Origin of the sequence: Gimesia fumaroli, assembly GCF_007754425.1 — a bacterium.
GTDB lineage: Bacteria > Planctomycetota > Planctomycetia > Planctomycetales > Planctomycetaceae > Gimesia > Gimesia fumaroli.
The window spans coordinates 2,519,792-2,544,117 of the sequence record NZ_CP037452.1; the positions used below are offsets into that span (position 1 = coordinate 2,519,792).

Genomic DNA, 24,326 nt, shown 5'->3' on the forward strand with positions numbered 1-24,326 from the left:
TTGACATGTGCCTGGAACCGGTTTACGATTGATCACGTTCTGTGATTCGGTTTGAGTTTAAGCAAAGTCAATTCCTGTGGGGAGTTCTTCCTCATTCTTTGTCGTGTTGCGAAAGCGAAAGCAGCACGGAAAATCACAGTGACATGGTAAAGCTGATGTTCCTGTATTTTTCAATGATGCAGGATGAAAAGCGGCGTTGTGCCAACTTTGTACTTGGATCATTGATCGAAACAAGTTGGCAACAAACAGACGACAAGGACCATGTGATGACAACGACACTGAGACGTTATATCAGCCGGAATCCCATTCTTGTCTTTCTGCTGTTCTTATGTGTTTCCCCTGGTTCGCTTGACGCTGCGACTCCCCGCGTTTCCCGTGATCTACAGGTCTTGTACACATTTGATGCTGGAAAGGGAGACGTGGTCCGCGATCGTTCTAGTGTCGGGCAGCCGCTCGATTTGAAAATTGAGAAGCCAGCCGCCGTGCATTGGAAGAATGGAGCACTGGTCGTTCGGAAGTCCACAAAAATCAGTTCGATGGGACCAGCCAGGAAAATTATTAACTCGATCAAACGGGCGAATGGTTTGACCGTTGAAGCCTGGATCAAGCCTGCGAACGATCGGCAGAAAGGTCCAGCTCGGATCATATCTCTTTCCGGAAATCCCAGTAAAAGAAATCTGACACTGGGACAGGAAGGGAAACAGTATAACGTGCGATTACGCACGACTTCGACCAGTGTGAATGGAAATCCTTCCACCGCAACACCAGACAAATTTGTGAAAACCGTGTTGACGCATGTCGTTTATACCCGTGATGCAGCGGGAACTGCCCGGATTTATATTAATGGGCAGCCGCAAGCTAAGCAGAAGGTCTTTGGCAAACTCAGAAACTGGGATAAAGATTTTGGTCTGATCCTGGCAAATGAAAAGACGGGAGATCGTCCCTGGTTGGGTGAATTGCATCTGGTGGCGCTTTTCAGTCGTGCCTTAACCGACGGTGAAGTCAAACAGAATTTCCGGGCGGGAGCGACATCAAAGGCGGACAGTGCACAAACCAAAGCAGCGCTCGCCGCGGCACAGGCACGGCATGAGTTTGAAACGCAGGTCGCTCCGGTACTCGCAAGGAACTGTCTGGATTGTCACGATTCGGCGGCGAATAAAGGTCAGCTTGATTTATCACGCAAAGCGGCCGCCTTTGCGGGGGGAGAAAGCGGCAAAGCAATTGTCCCCGGGAACGCAGGAGAGAGTCTGCTGTGGGAACAGATCAAATCCGGGGCGATGCCTCCGGAAGGAGAGCCACTGACGAATCATGAAAAAAATGTATTTAAGCAGTGGATCGACAAGGGGGCGGTCTGGTCGGTCGAATTGATCGATCCGGCTGTTTATGTGTATGAGGGCCGTGCGGGAGCGGTCTGGTTACAGCGACTGACGGTTCCCGAATATATCGAAACCGTGCGCAGTGCTGTCGGCGTTGATATTGCACAGGAAGCCCGCGAGCTATTACCTCCTGATTTGCGGGCGGATGGCTTTAGTAATACGGCTTATAATCTGAATGTGGATCTCAAACATGTGGAGATTTATGCGCGTCTCGCCGAGATTATTGTGGATCGGATGGATGTGATGAAGTTTGCGTCGCGCTTTTCGAAAAGCCGGAAACTTTCCACCGATGATACCATGCGAAAATTTATCGCCGACATGGGGAAATGGATTTTGCGCGGCCCGCTCGATGATCGTGAGGTGACGACTTATAGCGGCATCCCGACGACTGTGGCCAGTGCGGGCGGTAATTATCAGGAAGCCGTTCGTCTTTTGATCGAAGCGATGTTGCAGTCGCCCCGGTTCATTTACCGGGTCGAAAATCAGCGCGGCGATGGCAGTGCCTGGCCCGTGGATGAGTACGAGCTCGCATCTCGGATGAGCTATATCATCTGGGGCGGACCACCGGACCGGGAACTGATGCGGGCGGCCGATGCGGGCGAACTGCACGACCGCGGCCTGATCGAAAAACAGGCACGCCGGATGTTACAAGACCCGCGGGCCGTGAATCGTTCTCTGCAGTTTCTCTCGGAATGGTTGAATCTGGATCGGTTGGGCAATCTTCGCCCCGATCGGAAGAAGTTTCCGAACTGGAACGATGCACTTGCAGCCGACATGCGCGACGAAACACAGGCCTTTTTCAAAGAAATCGTTTGGGAGCAGAGTCGTCCACTGGCGGATCTGTTAAACGCGCAACTGACTTATGCCACGCCTGATCTCGCAGCCCACTATGGTCTCAAACCGCAAGGTCCCGGACTCAAACGCTATGATTTGTCGTCTATTCCGGCGCGGGGAGGCCTGCTCACACAGGGAAGCGTGCTGACGGTAGGGGGAGACGAAGCGTCGATGGTTACCCGAGGCTTGTTTGTCATGCAGGGAGTCCTGCGCGGTGTCGTGAAGGATCCGCCGCCCGGTCTCGATATCACGCCCGTGCCTTCGAAGCCGGGGTTGTCCCAACGGCGGATTGCGGAACAGAGGCTGGCAAATGTTTCCTGCAGCGGCTGTCACATACGGTTTGAACCGTTGGCATTTGGTCTGGAGAAGTATGACGGCCTGGGAGCCTTTCATGAACGGGATGAACATGGCAATCAAATGCGTGAGGATGGAGAAATATTGTTTCCCGGGGCGGCAAAACCGGTTGCTTATCAGACAAGTGCTGCGTTGATGAATCTGCTGGCAGAGAGTCCGCGGGTTCAGAAATCGATTACCTGGAAAGTCACCCAATTCGCATTAAGTCGTCCCCTGGTTGCTGAAGATGCGCGGACCCTGGATCAGATTCATCAAACCTTTCAGAAAAATGGGGGAACCTATTCCAGTTTGATGACCGCGATCGTACTGAGTGATCTGGTGTTGATGACAAAAACAGAACCTAATTCATCGGAGAAGTGAGAATGAGAAAACGAACGATCAACCGCAGGACACTGCTCCGAAGCATGGGGGCTGCGACGATTGGACTGCCGATACTGGAAGAAATGTTGGATTCCCCGGCGGAAGCAGCTCCCGAGAAAACGGTCCCGGTCAGGGCTTTCAACCTCTTCTTTGGTCTTGGAATTCCCGCGCCTCTACAGACAGAAGGTTATGAGGGCGTGCTGGAACCGCTCAAGCCGCTAAAAGACAAACTGCTGATTATGCGGAATGTCGATCAGATCCGCTGTGATGAGAAGGGGATCAATGCGCACTACGATGGTGCTTCCGGTGCGTTTACCGCGGAACCGCCGAATGGAGAAGCCCGCTCAGGAGGACCTTCGATCGATCAGGTAGTCCGCAAAACTCATTACCCCAAAGGCTTGCCGGCAGGCATGGTACCGACATTGATCGGGGGGACATTTTTCCGGCGCAGTCGCGTGGGACGTTATGTGCATAGTTACAATCAGGATTGTACCGTCGCCGCCACGATGCAGGAAAAGCCACGCGATCTGTTTGACCGTGTCTTTGGTTCGATTTCTCTCTCGGGTGACGAATCGGATGTGCGTCGGAAACGGCTCAAACGGAGCGTGCTGGATTCGGTCGTCGCGGACTACAAATATTATACCGGAGTGAACTCGCCACTCGGGTCGGCTTCCAAGTCGCGCGTTGCCGATCATCTTGATCGCATTCGTGAATTCGAACAGCGTGCCTTTGCTTTGAAGAACAAGAATCCGAACGCACCAGAGCTGCCGCCCCGTTCGCAGATTCTTCACGGCGGTCCGGCAGACCCGGGGGGGATGGGTGTTGATATCACGTTGGAAGAGCTGACGACTGAATGGCGTTTGATGGCCGACTTGTATGCACTGGCAATTCAAATGGATCGCACCCGGTTCGGGGCGCTGACCTTTTTGGCAGCGGGAGAACGGATTCGACTGACGGGCGATTATGCATATGACGGCAAAAAAATCTGGCATTTCGATGATGCCCGCCAGCAGAAGGCTTCAGGCGATAAAGGCTGCAGTCACGAATGGTGGCACAAGTTCAATGAAAAGAAGAAAAATGAAGCACTGCGGGCGCATGCTCACATGAAGATGCGTGAAATCGCTTATTTCCTGCAACGGTTGGACGATGCTGATTCCAGAGAGGCCAATGGTCGAACGATTCTGGAAAATTCGCTGATTACGATTTCTACCGAGTCAGGCGATGGCCGTCACAATGATGTGAAACGCGAATTGTCGGGTGTATTCCACGCGATTACCGGCGCCAATGGCCGATTCAAAACGGGTGAAATCATGGATGTCGGGGCGGAAGGGATCGATGTTTACAATACGATGCTGGCGGGAATGGATGTCAAAGACCGGCTCGGCCCTCTGAAACGCGCGTCAAATTCCATCGATTCGATCCGGGCTTAAGGACTGTATGGGATTCATTGAAGATTCAACGTGAGTACTATTTATAAAGGTTTTAGCTGATTACCTGCTGATCAGATTCTACGAGTAGTTCTGTTAATGCACTCAACAGACTTTCTCGCTGGATTGGTTTGTGAAGTACTTTCCAGGGACCAGAACCGCTGGGGTTCAACTGCACCTGTTTGGGTGTGTAGCCTGAAATGAAGAGGACCGGAATTTCGGGGCGTTCCGCTCTGATTTTTTCTACCACGCCGTCACCATTCAAGTCGGGTAATACGACATCAGAGACGACTGCGATAAAGTGCGACGGTGTTTCTTTCCAGATCGCCAGTGCCTTGGTCGCGTTTTCCGCTTCGACGACCCGATAGCCATCCCGTTCCAGCATATCCCGCAGTGCCTTGCTGACCCCCCGGTCATCTTCGATCAGCAGAACTGAACCTGTGCCTTTCTGTGGCTTGCTGTGCGCTTGCCGGGGCGGCTGCTCGATGCTTTGACAGTCTGTCCTGGGAAGTAAGAAACGAAAGCAGGTTCCGGTTCCAGGTGCGCTGTTCAGCTCGATAAACCCTCCATGTAGCTCAACAATCTCTTTGACCGAGGTTAGTCCCAGTCCGGTTCCTTCGCCATTTCTTTTTGTGGTGAAAAAGGGGTCGAAAATTCGTTGTTTCGTTTCTTCGTCCATGCCGCAGCCCGTATCTCGGACCGAGAGTCCGATGTAATTTCCTGCAGGCCGTTCCGGTGTACCCTCCGATTGGGGAATCGTTTGTTCGAATGTGGCAAAGGTCAAAGTGCCTCCCTCAGCCATCGCATGTCGCGCATTGACCACCAGATTCATCAGAATCTGATGCAGGTTTCCCGCGTCTGCCAGAACGAATCCCAGCGAATCAGCCAGATCGCATTCAATTTGAATGTCTTCGCCGAGAACTCGGGAAAAGAAGGGGAGTGTTTCGTTGATGAGTTGATTGTAGTTGATCAACTGCCGATTCGAGGAGCGGTTGGAACTGAATGTCAGTAGTTGTCGCGTCAATTCCGTTCCCCGTTCCGCTGCTTCCTCAATGGAAGCTAGTGCGGGTTTAATTTCTTCGATTGGTTGTTCTTCAAGTTGAAGATTTGCCAGCTCCAGTTCACACATAATGACTGTCAGCAGGTTGTTGAAATCGTGTGCGACGCCGCCGGCAAGGCGGCCTAATGCTTCCATTTTAGTGGCTTCCCGCATGCGTTCTTCCGCCTGATCCCGTTGTTGTTCCGCATTGCGGCGTTGGAGTACTTCATAACGCAGGACTTCCACGTACCTGACGGTTCCGGAAATCAGTACTGTTGCCAGTACTAAAGCGAGTGTTCGAAACCAACGCGAGTGCCAGAAGGGGGGATGCACAGTGATACCAAGCGAGACTCCTTTTTCATTCCACAGACCGGAATTATTCGATCCTTGAATGCGCAACAGGTACTGACCGCCCGGCAAGCCGGTATAACGTCCTGAGCCATCCTGTGATTCAAACCAGGCTGTGTCAAAGCCTTCAAGCTTAAAACGGTAGCGATTCAGGCCGGGCATTGAGTAGCTCAAGGCGGCTGCTTCAAATTCAAAATAATTTTTGGGCCATGCGAGTTCGATATTGTGTACGCGGCTGGGGGCGGAATCCAGGGGCATGGGAACCTGTGCCTGGGTCAGGCTTGTCAGGACAACAGGTGGTATATAGTCGTTGGCTTTGAGTTTTTCCGGGCGAAAATGCGTCACGCCGCGCGGGCCACCAAACCAGAACTCGCCGTCCCGGGTTTTGTGAAATGAGGTTAACAGGAACGAATCGCCCTGTAAGCCTTCTTCCCGGCCGAATACCTGTGGAGGTTGCTTTCCCGTCGGATCAAAGGCGGTCAGACCATTGGCCGTACTTAGCCAAAGGCGTCCTTCGTTTTCCAGAATCCCAAGGATCATGTTATCCGACAGGCCATCTTCAACGGTAAAACGTTCAAAGATTCCCTGTTCTTCGTCGGTGACACGATGCAGCCCGTCGGACGTCGCGATCCAGAGCACGCCTTTGTGGTCTCGATGGATCGACTGGATTACGCCAGAACGCAATCCGCCTGACTTTTGGGCACCATGCCAGTAATGGTCGAATTTGCTGGCATTTTTGGGTAACCGATCCAAGCCGTTGTCCGTACCAATCCAGAGTGTTCCATCCACATCCTGATGTAAGGCACCATAGCTTGCCGTATTGTTGGCAAGACTGGCCGGGTTTTGGGGATCGTGGACAAAGCGGGTTGCTTTTCCGGTTTGGGTATCGAAATGAGCCAGGCCACCTCCCTGAGTTAGCAGCCAGAGGGAACCGGGGTGGAGATTATCCTCCATGATGCGGCGGATGCAGTTTGATGCAGGGATACTTTCCGGGTCAGCAGGGTCGTGGCTGTAGCGGGTCAAAATTTGCTCAGACTTTCGATCAAAGTGGAGCAGGTCGCCGCCATAGACGGCGATCCAGAATTGATGCAGACTGTCTTCAGCGAATGCAGAAACGAGCTGATTTTTCAATTGTGAGTCGGCTACTGGTATTGCAGTTCCTTTTTTGCGATCGAATTTTCGAAGCCCCGCAATAGTGCCGAGCCACATGGTGCCTGCATGATCTTCGTAAATGGGAAGCAGTCCGCTTCCCAGAGTTGCCAGATCGAATCCCCTGCTATGAGGATCAAATTTGACCAGTCCATCCAGGCTGACAATCCAGAAAATTCCTGATTCATCTTCAAAAACAGTGCGCGCACCGCGTCGAGAGAGTCCTCCTGGAGTCGGACCGAAGCGGGTAAAACTACCCTGATCCGGATCGAGACGCGACAGACTGGCATCGCCATTAAAGGTAGTGATCCAGAGCGTTCCTTCTCGATCTTCGTGTACGCTGGTGACAACAGGGCCGCCCAGAGTTTGAGAATTGTTCGGCTCGTAGGGGAAATGAGTCATGTCTCGAGATTGGGGATCAAAACGATCCAGGCCTTCCTGGGTACCGATCCAGAGGATCTGTTGGCTATCCTCGAAGATCGACCAGACTTGAGAGCTGCTGAGACCATCGGTGGTCCTGATCTGCAGATCGACTTTGCCTGTTGCCGGGTCGAAGCGGGCAGCTCCTCCACCAAATGTTGCCAGTAACAGTTTCCCGTTGTGGTCTTCAGAAATTTTATAAACGTTATCGTGTGGGATCGTCTCGGAATCCTGATTGGAATGGCGGTAACTTACTACCGTGTTTGTTTCAGGATTGAATTTCAGCAGTCCCTGGCCGTTTGTGCCGATCCAAAGCAGACCGTTTTCATCTCCCAGCAGCATCCAGATGCCTGCTTTGCCTGTATGGTGGGGACCAGCAGGAATGGGGACCTGTGAGAAACGTCCTGTGCTTTTGTCATACCGATTCAAGCCGCTGAGTGTTCCGATCCAGATCACACCGTCTGCATCTTCATAGAGAGACGTCACATTACTGCCAGTCAGCTCACCGGAGCTGGATGAAAAACGTTTGAGATGACGGCTATCATAACGATAGAGGCCGCCTCCATAAGTGCCTACCCAGAGAAACCCGTCGCGGTCCTGGAGACAGGCGCCGGATAACTCGGCACCGATTTCCACAGCCAGCTCGAAGTGTGGTTGTTCCGCCAGCGCAGGTGTATTTACAAGCCGTTTATCACGGCTGCGGGGAATCTGTTCTGGTTGTTCTTCAAAATTGGGTGCCGTTATCTGACGTTCTATGCTCCAGGGGAGCAGGATACTGATCGTCAGACCAAGAAAGAAGATGATCAGGCTTGCTTTCATTCAAGACAGTATAAGCTACGGAGAGGGGTAGGAAAGTCTTTGGTCAGCAGAAATAGATGCTGTCTGTAAAAAAAATGGCAGGTGCCCTCTTCGTTTGTGCGAGACTTGTTGCTGCCTATGTCTGATGGGGATAGTAGTCGATATCTAGATCAACAGATCAATAATGGTTTTATCCAGAAAGTCGATTTAGAATTTCCATTTAAGTTGCGAAAAATGAAAACAGTTTTTGAACGGTGGTTGGCAGGCAGATCGCAGCACCTGGTTTAAACAGAGAGGCATCTTTGTAATGGCGAATAATACCTATGTAATCGGGCAGGTGCTGGTCCTCGATAAACTCGCTAAGATGCTTATTACCCAGCGAGACGCCGTCAATCAGGTTTAAATGGGCCAGTTCGAGTTGTTGATCATGAATATTCAGCCCGAGCGAGCTGAGCAGGGGGAAAAGCAAGTCGGAAGTAGTTGAGGCAGTGGAAACATACTCAATCAGTGTTGCGATCTTCGGTAAGAGCTGGTCCGACTCCAATTCCGGTTGAAGTGGTTGAGGGAGACATTCAAAATCGCATGCTTCCTGAATTAAGGCAAGCGTTCTCTGGACCGATGGCATATTCAGTTTATTTAAGACGGCTCTGCGAGGGATATCAATCGTATCGCAGGGGTCCCAGAGCGACATCGCAATGCGTGAAAGAAGGAGAGACAGTTTCACGATTTCTATATTTTGACGTGTGGGATCAGGTAAAGAAATCATTTCGTCAAATGTTCGTGTGAGATGTTCCAGGGGCAATCTGGATGTTGCCGGAATTCGCCATGCTGAGAAAAAACGAGCGGCAATCTGTCCGTAAGAGAGTCCGAACGCTGCTTCTTCTGCTAAATCCAGTGACTCGCCGGTTTCCTGGCAGTGTTCAGTCAATGCGCGATGTTCCTCCGGGAAGAGAGTCGCCAGTACAATACGACCGACCGGATGGAATAACGCGCACAGATAAGCAGAGCCATCGGAACTGCTGAACTGCGTTTTTTCAATGATGCGGACGGTTTTACTGGCAGCGAGACTTCGTTTCCAGAGCAGCTCACAATTGATCCAAGGCGCACTACAGCTGGTCAACGCCAGTTTCGCGCCCGACATGATGGCCAATTCTCCAATCCGCTGGCATCCCAGGAGTAAGATTGCCTTTTCCAGATCAACCGTTTCATTACTCTCAGTGATGCTTTCCTCTGAATTTGCAAGATTGAGAATTTCTGCAGTCAGTAATTCATCCTGCACTATGAGTTGAGCCAGTTCATCCACACCCGCGTTTTCTCTCGAAGCGAGCGAGTACACATCAAAGGGGACGTGGGACAACGGGAAAACCGAGTCCAGTTGCGACATGCTTTGATAGACTTTTGTTGGTGAGACTCGAATTCCGTTGGTGAGATTGCTTTTGACGGGAAGCATTTCTTTTGTGTTTTGTTTATTTTCTAAGGCGGACATATTGGAACCGGCACCTTCTTCTTCCAGTTTTTCACGGCGTCGTTCTGCCAGACCGCGCGCTTTGGATGCCAGTAGTTCATAATCGGTCGGTTTGAAAGAAACATCTTCAACTCCGCGGAAAGTGAGGTCTTTCGTTAGATTTGGATCTTTAATCGCAGTATGGACCATGATTACAGGGCGGAATTCCTGTTCCAGCAATTCAATGGCGAGAGAATGTCCGTTTTTGTTCGGCATATGCAAGTCGGTGATGACAAGGTCATATGGTTTTTGATTGAGTAAAGCCTGGGCATGGACTCCATCCGTTGCCGTATTGCAGAGGAAACCTTCCCGAGTCAGGGCAGCGGAAAGCATGCGACTCACGATTTTGTCGTCATCGGTAACTAACGCGCGAAAGTCCATGATGTCAATGGTTGAGTTCATGATTCATACCAGTTGCAGCTTTTCGCTGCAGATTAAATAGATTAACTTAATGTGTCGTACAACAGCTCGAACAGAACCGTTCATTGAATTACACATCACCTTCTTTCAAAAGTCGCATTTCTTCTCGTAGTTGTGGGAGATTGTTGAGGCAACGTTCCATTTCACTGGTAATGTGATCGATCAGGTTTTCGATCCCTTCCAGTTCTGATTCGTGTCCTGCGAGTTCGATTTCTTCAGATAATTTCAGTAGTGATGAAGCACACAGAATACCGGTGGCACCTTTCAGAGAATGTGCTGCCAGCGCCATTTCCTGGGCATTACTTGCTTCTGCCTGTTGCCGAATTTCTGCAACACGATCCCGTCCCGTCGATTCCAGTTCATCTAATAGAGATCCTGCAAGATCCAGGCTTCCAAAACACCGTTCAAGTAACAGCGCGGCGTCAATGGGAGGGGGAACTGAAGATTCCTCTCCATTAGTAGGTTCGGCATTGGCGAGGGGCGTTTCAATCACAGTAGTCTCTTTCTGGCTAAGTATTCGCTCAAGTACATTGATGATTTGATTCTTCTGGACAGGTTTGCTGAGGTATTCATCCATGCCTGCTTCAAAACAACGTTCGCGGTCACCTTTTATGGCATTGGCGGTCAGGGCAACAATGGGAATGTGTCCTTTTAATCTGCCTTCCGATTCTAACTCACGAATTTTTCGAGTTGCCTCAAATCCATCTAACTCAGGCATTTGGCAGTCCATCAGAATCAGGTCATATTTGCGTTGTTGAACCGCTTTGACTGCTTCGAGGCCGTTACATGCAGTATCGCACATACAGCCCAGTTGCTGCATCAACTCTGTGACGTACATCAGGTTGATGTTATTATCTTCTGCCAGCAGGATGCGAGTGGTGGGTAATTTTTTTGCAGTCTGACTGACAGGATCGTTATGCGAGAGACTGACAAATTGTTTGTCGCCGTTGTTTGCGAATAAACTACAGATCATCTCGTAGAGTTTATGACGCTGGATCGGCTTGCGGAGAATCGTATCAATGCCGTATTCCATCAGTTCGCGATCGGTAAATTCAACATTGGTTGAACTGAGAAGCAGGACCATTTTTTCTGGTGAATCTTTGAGTGCCTCGGCCAGATCCAGCCCATTTCTATGTGGCATATCAAAGTCCGTCACGATCAGATCGAAGGGCCTGTTTTCTGCATTCGCGTTGTTGATCGCGTCCAGGGCTTCGTCTACAGACGCGGTGCCGATCGATTCTATGTTCCATTCGGTCATATATGCCTGAATAATCGTTCGTTTGGTCTGATTGTCCTCAACGATGAGGGCTCGCTTACCTGCAATCGGTGAATCAACGGGTAAGGCAACCCTTGAATCGGAAACGACCGTAAACGGGATTTCAAACCAGAAAGTAGATCCGACTCCCTGTTGGCTTTCAATGCCTATCTCACCACCCATCAGTTCGACCAGGTTTTGTGAGATGACGAGTCCTAAGCCGGTTCCTCCATAATGCCTCGTTGTGGACGCATCCACCTGTGAGAATGACTGAAATAATCGGTTGAGTTTGTCTTTTGAGATTCCGATTCCGGTGTCGGAGACAGAAAAACGAATTGTGATCTGATCATCCTTACGCGAAACGGATTGAGCACGAACCACGATTTCTCCCGTGTCTGTGAATTTGATTGCATTCCCCAATAGATTTACCAGAATCTGTCGCAGGCGATAGCTGTCACCTTTCAAGACTAAACGCGATTCGGGATGAACGTAACTGGGCAGTTCGAGTTTTTTTTCTGCAGTACGCCAAACCATAGTCCGGGCCGTATCCATGACCAGATTTTCCAGGTCGAAATCATGAATATCGAGTTCTAGCTTACCAGCTTCAATTTTGGAGAAGTCCAGAATGTCATTGATCAATTTGAGTAATGATTCGCCACTGTTCCGACAGGCGTCCACAAATTCCTGTTGTCTTTGACTAAGATTGGTTCCAGCCAGCAACTCCGTCATCCCGATGACTCCATTAAGTGGGGTGCGGAGTTCATGACTCATGTTAGCGAGAAAGTCACTTTTCGTCCTGTTTGCCAGTTCCGCGCGGCGTTCATTCGATTTACTTTTCTCTGTCGCAATTTGTAATTCTCGCGTGCGTTCCGCAGCTTCTGCCTCTTTTTGTTTTTGTTCGGTCAAGTCCCGAATAATACCGGTGAAGAGGATTTCTTTGTCTTTTCCACTGTTTTCGACAACAACCTGACTCACTGCAAGGTGAAGCGGGAACGTCGTTCCGTTTTTCCGTTGGCCGATCGCCTCCCGGCCGCTGCCGATGACATTTTGTTTTCCGGTCGCCAGATAACGGGCCAGGTAACCATCGTGCTCTTCGCGATACGGTGATGGCATGAGCAGTTTAATATTCTTTTCCAGAATTTCGGAGGCAGTATAGCCAAACAGCCGTTCTGCTGCCGGGTTGAATGATTTGATATTACCAATACCGGAAATGGTGATGATGGGGTCGACGGCGGTATTCACAATCGCTTCGATGCGGCGTTCGTTTGCTTTACTTTTCTCGGTCGCAATTTGTAATTCTCGCGAATGCTGTGCGACTTCTGCCTCTTTCTGTTTTTGAGTGGTTGCATCCAGGACAAAACACAGACATAAATCGTCGGCTTCATCCAACTGGGTCACTCCAAAGACAACCGGCACACGGGTTCCATCCTTGCGGAAAAATTCTTTTTCGACAGGTTTTGCGGCGCCGGTTTCCTTAATTTCGCGTTGTACTGCCTGATCACATTCCAGCCATTCTGGAGGAGTCAAGGCTTTGAGATCGATTAGACCTGCGTCAAAGTCTTCAGCTGTGTAACCCAGAATTCGTAGCGATTCATCATTTGCCTGTTCGATTTTCCCGTCGCTACGGCATGTCATTATTCCCAGGATGTCGGCTTGCAGTAACTTGCTGAACTGGGCGTTGACTTTTCTTAAGGCAATTTCCGATTGTTTCCGTGCAGTAATGTCGATTTGCGTGGCGATAAAATTCAGGAGTGCACCATCATCCCCTAATACCGGGTCGATTTTGAGTTCAATCCAGTATTCGTATCCTTCACGGTCATAGATGGCGATTTCGGTAGCAACGCTTTCTTTTAATTCGATGTGATATTTGAGATCTGCCATGGTTTCATGATTGGTGTTGGGACCGTGCAGAATTTCTGTCAGATGTTTCTCAACTACATCATTTAATGAATAGCAGGTTAAATAGGTGAAAGCATCGTTGACCCATTCGATTTTCCCCTGGGGATCGCAAATAATGACAGGATGTTTTGTCTTACTGGCGACCAATGACAGTTTTTTGACTTTTTTGTTATACATCTCAAGGGACGCCTCAACCTCTTTGCGTCTTTGAATGTCCTCAATGACTGAGATGAAATGTTTTGGTTCACCCGAGGAGTGTCGAATGAGTGAGACGGTTACCTTGGTCCAGATGAGTGCCCCTTTTTTATGCAAATATCGTTTTTCCATCGAAAATGATTCGATAACCCCAGCAATCAAAAGCTCGACATTCTTCTGATTTGTCTCTAAATCATCGGGGTGTGTGATTTCCTGGTATGTTAGTTCCAGAAGTTCTTCACTACTGTAACCGACGATTTCAGAGAGTCCACTATTCACGCGCAACCAGCGGCCGTCTGGTGCGACATGTGCGATTCCCATTGCGACTTGCTCAAACGTACTACGGAAATTCTGTTCGCTTTCGAGCAGCGCATTTTCCTGAAGCTGTTTTTCTGTGAAATCGAGACAGACGCCAATGAACTGTTCCGGTTGTGCATCATCTCATAAAACAACTCTCCCTTGTGATTGGATATAGTGAACGGAACCGTTGTCGTAGATCACCCGATATTGTTCGTTAAAAGTCTGTCTGGTCTCAGTACATTCTTTCATTCGGGAAATGACTCGCTCCCGATCCTCTAAGTGAAGCCGTTTACTAAAATCTGTGAAACTAAGCACAGATTGTTCCTGATCTACGTCGAAAATTTCTCTTGTTTTTCGATCCCAGGAGAGCGTATCCGTCTTAATGTTCCATTCCCAGACACCAATTTGCCCGGATTCCAGAGCGAAGTCGAGCCGTTCTTTACTCCGTTGCAGATCCTTGGCAAGCAGAACTGCGGAAGGAAATTTCAGGGCTTCCGGGACCAGACGAATTAATACCAGAACAGTTATCAGGGAGACGATGGCAGTGCACGCTTTGATCAGCCCAGAAAACCGATACACGGGCCACCAGAAAATGCCAGCCTCGATCAAATGTCCGAATCCACAAAACATAATAAAGGCTGCAAATAACCAGATGATTTTGGGGAAAGGTAAATCTTTGCGTTGCAGTAAAAAATAGAGCAGCACAACTGGAATCGCGAAGTAGGCAGCGAAGATGGCGATGTCAGAAATGATATGTAGCCAGCCAACGTCTGATGACCAGCTACCGCAGTACCAGCGTGCCGGGAAGTCGCTTGTGTCGAACAGCTTTGTGAAAAACGTTCCCGGTCCTTCGGCACTCAGCGCGGTTGTGGAAGAAGTTTTTTGACAAAGGCCGTTGGCACATTCCCCAGCCTTGTTCAAATTCAATTCCGTTTTTGACTCAGCGGCTTGGGGAGACGAGTTCGCACCAAAAACAATCATCCCCAAGATGAGTGTCGGGATGAAAAGCCGGATTCGATAGTTCGTTTTGAAACGTAAAGACATGGCTGATTCTTATATGAAAAAATGAGAGCAAAAAATTGTTCTCAGATATTGATAAAGATTGTTGAGTGAGGCTTGTTACTCACTTTTATCTGGTTATCCAGAAAGACTCTGATGGAGACGGTGTGGCTCTGTACCGTTACCGCCTCCCTCCCAAATTTAGGACAGAGTTCCAGAATGCGCAGGGAAAAACAGGTTTTCCCCCTCAGTTAGAGTGTTTTTCCTCACACTCGCTGATTGTAGATTGGTATGCAACAGGTAGCAGGAATTGAAGTTGAGACGAATAGAGGGAGATGCCTCAAGTTGACACAGAACGGTGGGGAAGTCCGGAGCGCGAGGTATTTCTGTTGGAAATGAGAGAGCAGGCATTCTAAATGAAAATGGCTGGCAGGTGATGGCACAGCCAATTTCAAGACAGCGATTGACGTGTCAATGTGATTCGCATTGCATGAATGATTGAAAGCTGAGAGTGACGAAGCGACTCATCCCTATTGTGAGTCTACTGGGCTTTCTTCCTGCTTCTCCGTTGCCAGATCAATCTCGCGGACCTCGGTCTGTTTTTCAATATGATGCAGTGTGAACCGACCTTTAAGATCTCGTTTGGCGCCATCAGTTGTCCAGAGTCCTTTGATGACTCCCTCATTCAGTTTACCTGAGTAGGCGCAGGGAAACTTGACGTACTTTGAACTGCGCAATGTGCTATAGGCATCAAATTCCACTTTGCCGTCATCATCAATGGTTCCCTTGACCTTGGCTGCGGCGTTACCCAAAGTGGGATACGCGATGGTACCCAGGATTTGTTTTCCTTCCTGAATCACACGTAGTTCCAGATCGACCTGCTGGGCACGATTACTGGATTGGATAGAACCCTGCCAGTAGGAGAGCCCGAGTTCCTGTTCAATTTTAGCGACGTCTTCCGATGCCAGCGTCCAGTCTGCTTCGGGGAACGGGCGAAACACGTGCGCATTGTTGACAGAGATCGTTCGCGGATTGCCATCAATGTTGACGATGACGCGGATCGGTTTATTCAGCGTTCCCTGTAACTGATCCTGGGGATCGACGTTGACATATTCCGGACGAATCACTTTTGCCAGAGACTGATCGCCGAACTTATGCATGCGTACCTGATTCACAAAGGCGTCCCAGCCCATGTGAGCTGCTTCACTACCAATTTCAACGACCACTGCTTGAAATGCAGGCGAAGCAGCCGCGGCACAACCGGCAATCGGAATGAGTGTGAGTAATAGCAAAAACTGGGCGCGAGATTTCATCGTTTTACCTTTCGCAGGAAAATTCGATCAAAAGAATTCAGCAGTTGCACGTTTAGTATGAAACACGACGACGATTGTATCCAGAAAAAAATGGTGCTGTTACCATGCATTAGAGAATACGGGTTTCGTTGATGGAAAACACTGCGCTGGTATCAGCGAAAACGTTTCAGACAGTCGACTGGATCAATCTAAAATCAGGATTCTGCCCGGGAATTCAGAATTTCTTCAATCAGTTTCAGCTTTTGCTGCTGATATTTCAGCAGACGTCCGTCTCCGTAAATTCCCAACGCAGTGAAAGGCAGGGCAATCAGCGCAAACAGTTGAACCCAGAGCGGCACCCAAGAGAAAATCAGACGCGCACTTGCAAGGGCCAGAAAGAACAGCGTCATTATCAAATGCATCTGCACGCGCTGTTTCTGGATTTTGACATTCCGCCTGATTTGAGGCGCTACGCGGGCCGGGTTTTTTCCGGCCAGTTCTTTCTGGATGTCAATGTCCATCGATCTTTCAATCCCAGCTGAAAGTCAGATACGTGTTTGCGATGGGAGAAACGAACTCAGGACTGCAGAATTGTTTGAGCGGATCGCTGACAGCGAGCGTGCAATCCTAGGAGCACAAAACCCACGATGGGAATCAATAGATCCGTATAAAAGATGATGCCGGCATTTCCAGGGGCAAAATTATGTTCGGTGATCATCTGATAGATATGCCCTCCCGCAGCGCCGAGTAGAAACATCGACGGCCCTACAACAGCCGCAGCCCGCATTCCCAGACTTCCGCGGAATGCCAGAAAGCCGACGACGGCATATCCCAGGCTGGCAGTTCCGACTTCAAATTGGAAGGGGCTTTGTTGCCAGCCGATAAACCGGGCCGCCGTCTCTCCGAAAAAGGAATGCATGACGAAGTTATAGAAAAAAGAAAAGCCGACTGAAAACAGCAGGAAGTAAGCCAACAACGCTTCGATGATCACAGCCGTTGTTCGAGGACGCGGCTTCGTCAAAAGCGCAATCCCGGAAGCTATGAGGCCCAAGATCAGAAAACTGAGTGTGAAATTTTCCAGTACGAATGGGATGAGCGTGTTCAAAGGATGTCCTTACTACTACTAGGAAAAGGATGAGTGGTCTGACCGATAGATTTCCTCTTGGGAGCGGTCGATCCAATCTCTACCTAAAAAAAGTCGTCGAGTTATTCAGTCGACGACATTATAGATGGGATTTGATTTAAAATAAAAGATTTGTTTAAGGCCAGGGGGTAGGGACGTTACCTTCCAATGCTTTGTCAATTGCAGCGTGGAAGGCGGCATTGTCCCACTCTGTTTTGGCGCTCTTGGCAATTTCTTTTGCTTCCATTTTGCGATCATTCACAACAAGTAATGCGATGAGAGTGGCTATGTCGTTCGTGAATTTTTTATTGGAGAACTCTAGAATATTCGGACCAAATTGTGGATTTTTAGCCAGACGTTGATTTGACTTGCGTAATTGTAGCATCAGCGCGTAGGAGCGTTTTGGTTCAAGATATTTGCCGCAAATTTTGTATTCCTTGCCTCTAATTAAGGATGGTTTCGCCAGGCGAAAGACTTTTTTAGCGGCTGCTTTGTCCTGAAGCTCTAACTGAATGAAGGTGTTGACGGTGAGTGAGTCTTCATTCAGTATGCGGTTGATCGAGGAGAAATCCTGAAATGATTTGAAGAGGTCTTTACCATCAAGCACATTGTTGGATGCTTGATCACGGGCTTCTTTAAGTCGATCCAGTGCAGGAGGGTAAACTTTTCCGAGGTCATGCCAGGAAGCAAGTGCGAATGATAACCGAACCCCCGAAAACGCGCGGTTATGTTTGAGCGCGTTTTCATGAAACCAGACCTGTTTCGTCAGGGCGAGTTCATAGCGTTTTGCGCGTGCATCGGCTTGGGCTTCACTGAGAATCGACTGAAGATCCGGATTCGCAGGCGGCATCCATTCTTCGGCAAATGCGGAGATCGGAATCAGGCACAGAATCGGAAGTAGAAATTTCATCATTGCATCCTGTTATTCTAAATGGGAAACAGTTGAGCCGATTTTGATTCAACAGAATTGATTATATCTTTTGATCACAGAAATGATATAAACAATTGTATTCTGATGTTCTCTCAACGTTTTATTTCAAACTTTTGGATGCGATGGTTATAGGCATCGACCACATACAGGTCCCCCTGGCTGTCGAACGCCATGCCGTGTGGAGCATAAAACTGCCCAGGGCCGGTTCCCTGTTCCTGCACTAGACCACGTAGATACTTTCCTGCTGGCGAAAACTGTTGGACGCGTCCGTTGACTGCTGAGATCCAAAGTTGATTGTTCGGTTCGATGCAGACCGCAATTGGTCCCAGGAGTCCTTTTGCTGGACGGCCTTTGAAGCCGGTAAACAGTCCACCGAAACCGCCAGGCTGGTCTGCCTCACTACCCCAGTGCTGCAGCAGTTTTCCCTCTGCCGTAAATTGCTGGATCCGGCAGTTGGCGCCTTCTGTTGTCCAGACCGTTCCTTTCGAATCAAAGGCAATGAACTGCGGACCCCCCACGCGCGAGTTTTGAGACGACTTTCCGCCAAACTCTCCAGGTTGGTTTCCGTATTTTCCCCATTGAAACAGGAATTTTCCTTTCGGATCAAACACCTGGACGCGGTGGTTGGTCTGATCAGCAACATAGATGTGGCCATTCGAAGCGACTGCGATCCCACCCGGGCAGTTAAATTGTCCTGGTTTGCTTCCCGTTTCCCCCCACTGGCGGATGAGTTTCCCTGCGGGAGAATAGATAGAGATGCGATCACCGATTTTATGCTTGCTCGAACCCGATGCCACGATATGTGATAAAATCAGGTTACCGCGTTTATCAAGAGCAAGGCCGCCTGGATTGGGCAACACAGGAAAGTGTGCCAACAGCGTTCCTTCCCGATCAAACTTTTGTACGCGATCATTCAGATGGTCCGTCACAAAAATCTCATCAGCGGCATTAATGACGATGTCGATTGGGAAATGGAACTCACCCGGTTTTGGTCCTTGCTGGCCCCAGGTTTTCAGGAACCGAATGGTTTGAGGAGGCGGATCGCCGTACAAAATTGTCGAATTTGACATCAGCAATGCGGTAAGAGAGAGAAGGCATAAGCAGAACCATCTCTGCGTCCAATCGTTAGTGATCATGCTTTGATGCAAAGACGCCATGTCTGATCGTTTCTCTGAAAGGTTCTGGTCTTGTGAACAGAATTCATGATAACCGGTAATGTTTCAGAACTCAAAAAGATTTACGACTACGCTGTTTTCTGCGGAGAAACCTGTTATCAAAGGGCTTTCTTGGGCGTAGAATAGAATAACAATCTTATTTTTCATCGAGCTGTTTATGTCTCATCACGAACCATCTGAAATTTCTGACTCAGAATCAAAGTATTCCCGTCGTTTTGCATTGGGGGCAGCGTTTTGGAGTGGACTTGCCGCCGTGCGAGGCTGGTGCGGAGCAAAGCCAGTCGAAGCAGCACTTGCGCACCCCGAACATGTAACACCGCATACAAGGGCTGCGATTGAACGAGGTTTACGGTGGCTGGCATCTCGGCAGGTTGCCGACGGCGGATTTGGCAGACGCGGCTCGTATGCACGCAATGTCGGGGTCTGCGCATTGGCGGGGACGGCGTTTCTGGCACACCGTGGGATGACGGGACGGTATCGCCGCTCGATTCAGGAGTGCATTCGATACCTCACCAGCAGGGCACAAGACGATGGCTTGATCATCGAAGCAGATGTCAAAACTCACGCACCGCTCTACGGACATGGATTTGCCACGATGTTTCTCGGGCAGGTCTTCGGTGAGTCGTTCGACCCCCAAATGCGTCATGTCTTAAAAGCAGCCACACAACTGATTTTGAATCTGCAGAACGAGCAGGGGGGCTGGTGTTACACTTCCGATCCAGAAGATGCCGACGTGTCAATTACCACCTGTCAGATGCTGGCTCTGTTTTCTGCGCGACAGGCGGGCATTGGCGTGCCCCGATCTGCCATCGATCACAGTGTTGCATTTTTACGGCGGGCACAGAATCCCGATGGCGGATTTCGCTATCGATTGAGCGACCCTCCCGAGTCCCTTTTTCCACGCTCCGCAGCAGCGGTGGTCGCGTTGACCTGTGCCGGCTTGCAGGATGAGGAAGTCGTACAACGTGGCCGTGACTATCTACGCGAACCACACCCACCTTTGGAACTCTCGCTGGGACAACTGGCGGAATACCATTTCTACGGCCGCTTTTACGCGACCCATGCCGCCTGGCAGGCTGGGAATAGTGAATGGGATCGCTGGTATCCGACCGTTCGCGATGAATTGCTGGCACAGCAATCTCCCGAGGGGGCCTGGCACGACGCGAATATCGGCGACGAATACGCAACCGCGATGGCGCTGATTGTATTACAATTTCCTTATCGCAATGTGCCTTTGCTGACGATACGCTGAATTTTTTTAATAAAGCTGTGCTCTCAAGTCGACGTTGTGATCCGGTTCTTTGGTTAAAAACAGATTGTCGTTGAAGCGCTTCACGAAACCCAGATTCACAAAGTGCGACACATAATATTGACCTTCCTCATTTGCAAAACGTCCATTGATTTGGAAGACCGCCGTCTGATTCTTTTTTAGTTTGAAGATTCTGTGTAAGTAGGATCCTCGCTCAGGACTGCCATGTTCCGTTTTGCTGTAAGTAAACCAGATTTCCAGATGATGCTCCTGCTGTTGAAACTGGAATGACCAGTATTGCTCCAGTTGATCAAGGCGTTTTGTGGTTTGCTGCAACCGAAAGTCTTCCCATTCATAAGCGGTGATTTCATGCAGTAAGACAGGCGGAAGGGGGTGGGTCGCGTCAGGCAGAAGCAGTTTATGAGGGACTTTTATTCGTTTTTCCGCTCCCGGCATGCCACGCGTTTTTTGAGTCCAAACGGTTTTAAAATGCTGAATCACGAGCATCGTATTGCAATCAGAAATCTATGAGACAGGAAATATCTTTTCTTTTTAACACTGCCGTTGTGACGCGGCTCACCAGGCACCGAGATTCACGTTTGCATCCTTTTTTCGAATCTATATCAAGTTTTATGAAATAAATCGAGTCCCTCGCGCATCATAAAAAAGATGAGAATGTTTCAAAAACAGGCGAACCGTTTTCTTGATCAAGCCTCTATGTAGGCAGACCGTTTATAAAACACCGAACACTTTTTAAAACTACGGGATTTCATCTTCCATGTTTTCTTATCTGCTTTCAACCAATTTCGAAGCCAATGCGAAAAGCGATTTGAATGCCGGCCTCCCGGCTGAAGAATTACTCGCGCTCGGGTTGCGCTGTTGACATCTGGTTGATCTGCAGGACTTTTCAATCACCCGGTGTCGCAAGGCAGCGGGTTTTTTCGTGTCTTTTGCGAACGGCGAAATTTATTTTACAACATCGTTAGTGCAGCTTCGTTCGCTCTGCGATCGGGGTACGTACTTGACTCGGCCCGTTCAACTTCTGGTGAGGTTACCGGCCTTTCACGTCGGGTAGGTTGGGTTCGAATCCCACACGGGTCACTTTTGTTTTTGAGTTAGGAGTTAATGTGATGGATTCTGTTTTTCATTCTAAACGCACGGCCCCCGTTTCCTTTCGGGGTCGTGGTGTAATGGCAGCATTACTGGCTTTTAACCAGTCAGGTGGGGGTTCGAGTCCCTCCGACCTCATTTTGATGGGATAAAAGGTGTCAGGAACCTTTTATCTCTAGCTTTGACAATCAAGAAATAAATCAGCGCCCATGATGTAGCGGCAGCCTACTGTCTTGCCATGGCGGAAGTGCGGGTTCGACTCCCGCTGGGCGCTCTTTTTAAACAGGGTGTGGGGAAGTCTGGCCTAACCCGCGTGCCTTGGGAGCACGAGACCGCTGGTTCAAATCCAGTCACCCTGACTCCGCGAAATGCGGGATAAGAAAAGAGAAAATCAATAATGCGGTGGTACTCGTGTTGGTACGGGTGGGCGGCTGTTAACCGCTTTGACGCAGGTTCGATTCCTGCCACCGCAGCTTGAGTGGAAGTTATCGTCTTCCATTTCAAAACAGACGCCTCTGGTGTAACGGCAGCATCACCGGTTCCAACCCGGTGGATCAGGGTTCAAATCCTTGGGGGCGTGCTTAATAGTTTAAACCCGGCTCGGTAGGCAACTGGCAAACCACTTTGGTTTAGCCCGTTGCCGGGGTGATTTTGATCAATTAAGAGTTTTGGTATTGAGATAAACATTTTGAGGGAATGAATTGAAAAAAAGTTCTCTCAAATAAAGATGCTGTGGGTTCGAATCCCACTCGAGCTACTGAAATAATACGTCTCCGTGGAGCTGTCTGGAAAGCTCGTCTGCCTGTCACGCAGAAGGTCGTGGGTTCAAATCCCATCGGGGACGCTTAAATCCGGCGCGGTATGCAAACTGGTAAAGCAACGAAACTTAAAATTTCGTGATTGTCTGCGGGTTCGACTCCCGCCCGCGCTACTGACACCTTGTATAACCTGCGTTGGCTGGGCATTGGCGAGCCCCGGTGGTTGTAACCCACCCGCTTCACGCTGTGGCGGTTCAACTCCGTCCCAACGCACTTTTAAATATGGCCAAGTGGCGAAACTGGAAGACGCGCGACTCTCAGAAAGTCGTTCCCCACCAGGGATTGCGAGTTCGAATCTCGCCTTGGCTACTTTTTTGACGCAGAGGGGCAGGTGCCCAGCCGACTCTCATAAGGTTGGACCGCCCGGATCGATACCGGGCTCTGCTATTTATTCGACGGTTTATTATTTTAAGGGCTGGCATGTACCTTGGGGGCGACTGACTCTTGCAAAGTCGGTGTGTTGGGTTCGATTCCCATCCGGTCCACTTTTTTTATCACTGTTAGTTGCTTCTGATCAAGAGGACAGAGGAAATCATGAGACGGATTATCCAGTTAAGAAACTTTCTCAGCAAAGCAGAATGCACCGCGCTCATCGAGCGTCTGGAATCAGAGGGCTTTCGGGAACAATTCTCGGGAGACCGTGATCGCGTGGTGCGCGCCCGCTGTGTCTATGAAGATCGGGAACTGGCGCAGTCTTACTGGGAACGCATTCAATCTCATGTGCCGGACCTGTCCGACACTTATACCGACGGTTTCAGTCCCTATCCGCACCTGCATGCGCCGCTGAAGAATTTTCAATCGTGTGGCTTGAATGAAGTCTTGCGCTGTTACAAATATCTTCCCGGCGAGCAGTTCCGACGTCATGAAGACTTTGCGTTTGAGTGGAGTGAAACCCGCCGAACATTTTACACGGTTCTGTTTTATCTCAATGATGCGTTTACCGGCGGGGAAACTACCTTTGATCATACCATGGTCACTCCAGAAACCGGTCTGGCTGTCATCTTTCCTCACGAACTGTATCATTGCGGAAACCGAGTTGAAACAGGCGTCAAGTATGCACTACGTTCCGATGTGATTTTTGAGGTACCTCCCCAGCGATTGAACGCGGGTTGAACTTCGGAGAAAAACAATGAATGAGACGATCTGTCTGATCGGGTTTGATGAACCTGAAATCTCTAAACTGAAAACGCGAATTTCAGGACGTGTCCTGGCACATCCGTCTCTACCCGGTTTCCGGGTAGAGAACGGCTTGCTTTTTATTGATAACGAATCAGGCGGTTGGCAGTCGCGCGTGGACCGGGTGATCTTTCATGGAATCTTTGAAGACGATGCCGAACTGTTTGTCGCGCTGGCATTGTGGGGCGGCCCCTGTTTTCCTGATCCGCTGGGAATGCTTGACTGTCGTGATAAACACGCCTGTCTGGTGCGGGCACTTTCTCAAACTCGGTTTCCCGGTTTCGGGCGCGGTTATGTGCCCGCTGGTGGTGTTGTGAACGTTTCAACGGAGCAAGTAGCGAAATGGGGAAACTGGCATTGCGGCGAAAACAAAGCGCGGATTCAGGGTGAATGGTGTGCAGAATTCAGTAGCACTCTGGAGCCGTTTTATCCGGGAGAAGCCGTGCGCGTGGTTCTGTTGGGCGAAGATGTTCTGCAGATTCGTCTAGCAGGTGACGACTGGTTGAAATCAATTCATGATTCCACGGCCGACTTGATGGACATGGATTCGGAACTGGCCGAGGATACCAGGCAACTGGCTTTGTATTTCAACCTGCCAGTGATTGCCAATGACTATATTATCGGCGATGACGGCGCGAAGTACCTGTTGGAAGTGAATCACATTCCGAATGTCACCCGATTTCCAGTGATCTGGGAACGGTATGCTGAGTTGGTGACAGACTGGTGCTGTGCTTGATTTAAACGAAAATCCCCTGCCAACGCTCTCCTATCGGCA

15 protein-coding genes and 10 tRNA genes are annotated in these 24,326 nt (G+C 49.7%); 15 read left to right on the forward strand and 10 right to left on the reverse strand.

Features of this window, described 5'->3' with window-relative positions:
• The first annotated feature begins 143 nt into the window (after positions 1-143).
• Together Enr17x_RS09695 and Enr17x_RS09700 are read left to right on the forward strand one after the other, a co-directional pair.
• Entirely contained in the window at positions 144-2,924 is a 2,781-nt protein-coding gene (locus tag Enr17x_RS09695) for a DUF1592 domain-containing protein (RefSeq protein WP_198001072.1), read from the forward strand.
• A gap of 2 nt (positions 2,925-2,926) precedes the next feature.
• Positions 2,927-4,354 carry a DUF1552 domain-containing protein gene (locus Enr17x_RS09700; protein WP_145308188.1) on the forward strand — a complete coding sequence of 476 codons (1,428 nt, stop codon included), beginning with the start codon at positions 2,927-2,929 and terminating at the stop codon, positions 4,352-4,354.
• A gap of 52 nt (positions 4,355-4,406) precedes the next feature.
• Here Enr17x_RS09700 and Enr17x_RS09705 read toward each other — a convergent pair whose 3' ends face one another.
• From Enr17x_RS09705 to Enr17x_RS09745, 9 genes are all read right to left on the reverse strand, one after another.
• A complete protein-coding gene (locus tag Enr17x_RS09705) occupies positions 4,407-8,126 on the reverse strand; it encodes a hybrid sensor histidine kinase/response regulator (RefSeq protein ID WP_145308190.1) in 3,720 nt (1,239 codons plus the stop codon).
• Between the two features lie 199 nt (positions 8,127-8,325).
• The gene (locus Enr17x_RS09710; RefSeq protein ID WP_145308192.1) at positions 8,326-10,011 is read right to left on the reverse strand and encodes an HDOD domain-containing protein; all 1,686 of its coding nucleotides are present in this window, start codon (positions 10,009-10,011) and stop codon (positions 8,326-8,328) included.
• Positions 10,012-10,099: 88 nt separating this feature from the next.
• Positions 10,100-13,795: a PAS domain S-box protein gene (locus Enr17x_RS09715; RefSeq protein ID WP_315853068.1), complete on the reverse strand. Its 3,696-nt coding sequence runs from the start codon at positions 13,793-13,795 to the stop codon at positions 10,100-10,102.
• Between the two features lie 24 nt (positions 13,796-13,819).
• Positions 13,820-14,722, reverse strand: a complete 903-nt coding sequence (locus Enr17x_RS09720; RefSeq protein WP_145308196.1) for a PAS domain-containing protein — start codon at positions 14,720-14,722, stop codon at positions 13,820-13,822.
• 485 nt (positions 14,723-15,207) lie between these two features.
• Positions 15,208-15,990 (reverse strand): hypothetical protein, encoded by a 783-nt coding sequence (locus tag Enr17x_RS09725; RefSeq protein WP_145308198.1) that lies wholly within the window; start codon positions 15,988-15,990, stop codon positions 15,208-15,210.
• 194 nt (positions 15,991-16,184) lie between these two features.
• The gene (locus Enr17x_RS09730) at positions 16,185-16,490 is read right to left on the reverse strand and encodes a hypothetical protein (RefSeq protein ID WP_145308200.1); all 306 of its coding nucleotides are present in this window, start codon (positions 16,488-16,490) and stop codon (positions 16,185-16,187) included.
• 56 nt (positions 16,491-16,546) lie between these two features.
• Positions 16,547-17,074 carry a DUF6790 family protein gene (locus Enr17x_RS09735; RefSeq protein WP_145308202.1) on the reverse strand — a complete coding sequence of 176 codons (528 nt, stop codon included), beginning with the start codon at positions 17,072-17,074 and terminating at the stop codon, positions 16,547-16,549.
• A gap of 154 nt (positions 17,075-17,228) precedes the next feature.
• Positions 17,229-18,002, reverse strand: coding sequence for a hypothetical protein (locus tag Enr17x_RS09740; protein ID WP_198001073.1), 774 nt, complete (start codon positions 18,000-18,002; stop codon positions 17,229-17,231).
• A 113-nt stretch (positions 18,003-18,115) separates the two neighbouring features.
• Positions 18,116-19,093 (reverse strand): 6-bladed beta-propeller, encoded by a 978-nt coding sequence (locus tag Enr17x_RS09745; RefSeq protein WP_145308205.1) that lies wholly within the window; start codon positions 19,091-19,093, stop codon positions 18,116-18,118.
• A gap of 262 nt (positions 19,094-19,355) precedes the next feature.
• Here Enr17x_RS09745 and Enr17x_RS09750 point away from each other — a divergent pair, with 262 nt between their 5' ends.
• Complete coding sequence (locus Enr17x_RS09750; protein ID WP_145308207.1) at positions 19,356-20,450, forward strand: prenyltransferase/squalene oxidase repeat-containing protein; 1,095 nt, start codon at positions 19,356-19,358, stop codon at positions 20,448-20,450.
• Between the two features lie 6 nt (positions 20,451-20,456).
• On the opposite strand, the gene Enr17x_RS09755 is transcribed toward Enr17x_RS09750, so the two are convergent.
• Positions 20,457-20,903 carry a hypothetical protein gene (locus tag Enr17x_RS09755; protein ID WP_232101004.1) on the reverse strand — a complete coding sequence of 149 codons (447 nt, stop codon included), beginning with the start codon at positions 20,901-20,903 and terminating at the stop codon, positions 20,457-20,459.
• Between the two features lie 572 nt (positions 20,904-21,475).
• Here Enr17x_RS09755 and Enr17x_RS29555 point away from each other — a divergent pair.
• The 12 genes from Enr17x_RS29555 (at position 21,476) to Enr17x_RS09805 (ending at position 24,287) form a co-directional block, all read left to right on the forward strand.
• Positions 21,476-21,548, forward strand: a tRNA-Glu gene (locus Enr17x_RS29555).
• A 75-nt stretch (positions 21,549-21,623) separates the two neighbouring features.
• A tRNA-Lys gene (locus Enr17x_RS09760) sits at positions 21,624-21,695 on the forward strand.
• A 65-nt stretch (positions 21,696-21,760) separates the two neighbouring features.
• Positions 21,761-21,831 (forward strand) — tRNA-Gly (locus Enr17x_RS09765).
• A 9-nt stretch (positions 21,832-21,840) separates the two neighbouring features.
• Positions 21,841-21,916: transfer RNA gene (locus Enr17x_RS09770), tRNA-Pro, on the forward strand.
• Between the two features lie 39 nt (positions 21,917-21,955).
• Positions 21,956-22,030 (forward strand) — tRNA-Asn (locus Enr17x_RS09775).
• 36 nt (positions 22,031-22,066) lie between these two features.
• A tRNA-Trp gene (locus Enr17x_RS09780) sits at positions 22,067-22,137 on the forward strand.
• Positions 22,138-22,326: 189 nt separating this feature from the next.
• Positions 22,327-22,401 (forward strand) — tRNA-Asp (locus tag Enr17x_RS09785).
• Between the two features lie 9 nt (positions 22,402-22,410).
• Positions 22,411-22,488: transfer RNA gene (locus tag Enr17x_RS09790), tRNA-Leu, on the forward strand.
• 111 nt (positions 22,489-22,599) lie between these two features.
• A tRNA-Leu gene (locus tag Enr17x_RS09795) sits at positions 22,600-22,684 on the forward strand.
• A 103-nt stretch (positions 22,685-22,787) separates the two neighbouring features.
• Positions 22,788-22,860 (forward strand) — tRNA-Ala (locus Enr17x_RS29560).
• Between the two features lie 49 nt (positions 22,861-22,909).
• Positions 22,910-23,488 carry a 2OG-Fe(II) oxygenase gene (locus tag Enr17x_RS09800; RefSeq protein ID WP_145308211.1) on the forward strand — a complete coding sequence of 193 codons (579 nt, stop codon included), beginning with the start codon at positions 22,910-22,912 and terminating at the stop codon, positions 23,486-23,488.
• 16 nt (positions 23,489-23,504) lie between these two features.
• The gene (locus Enr17x_RS09805; RefSeq protein WP_145308213.1) at positions 23,505-24,287 is read left to right on the forward strand and encodes an ATP-grasp domain-containing protein; all 783 of its coding nucleotides are present in this window, start codon (positions 23,505-23,507) and stop codon (positions 24,285-24,287) included.
• Positions 24,288-24,326: the final 39 nt, after the last annotated feature.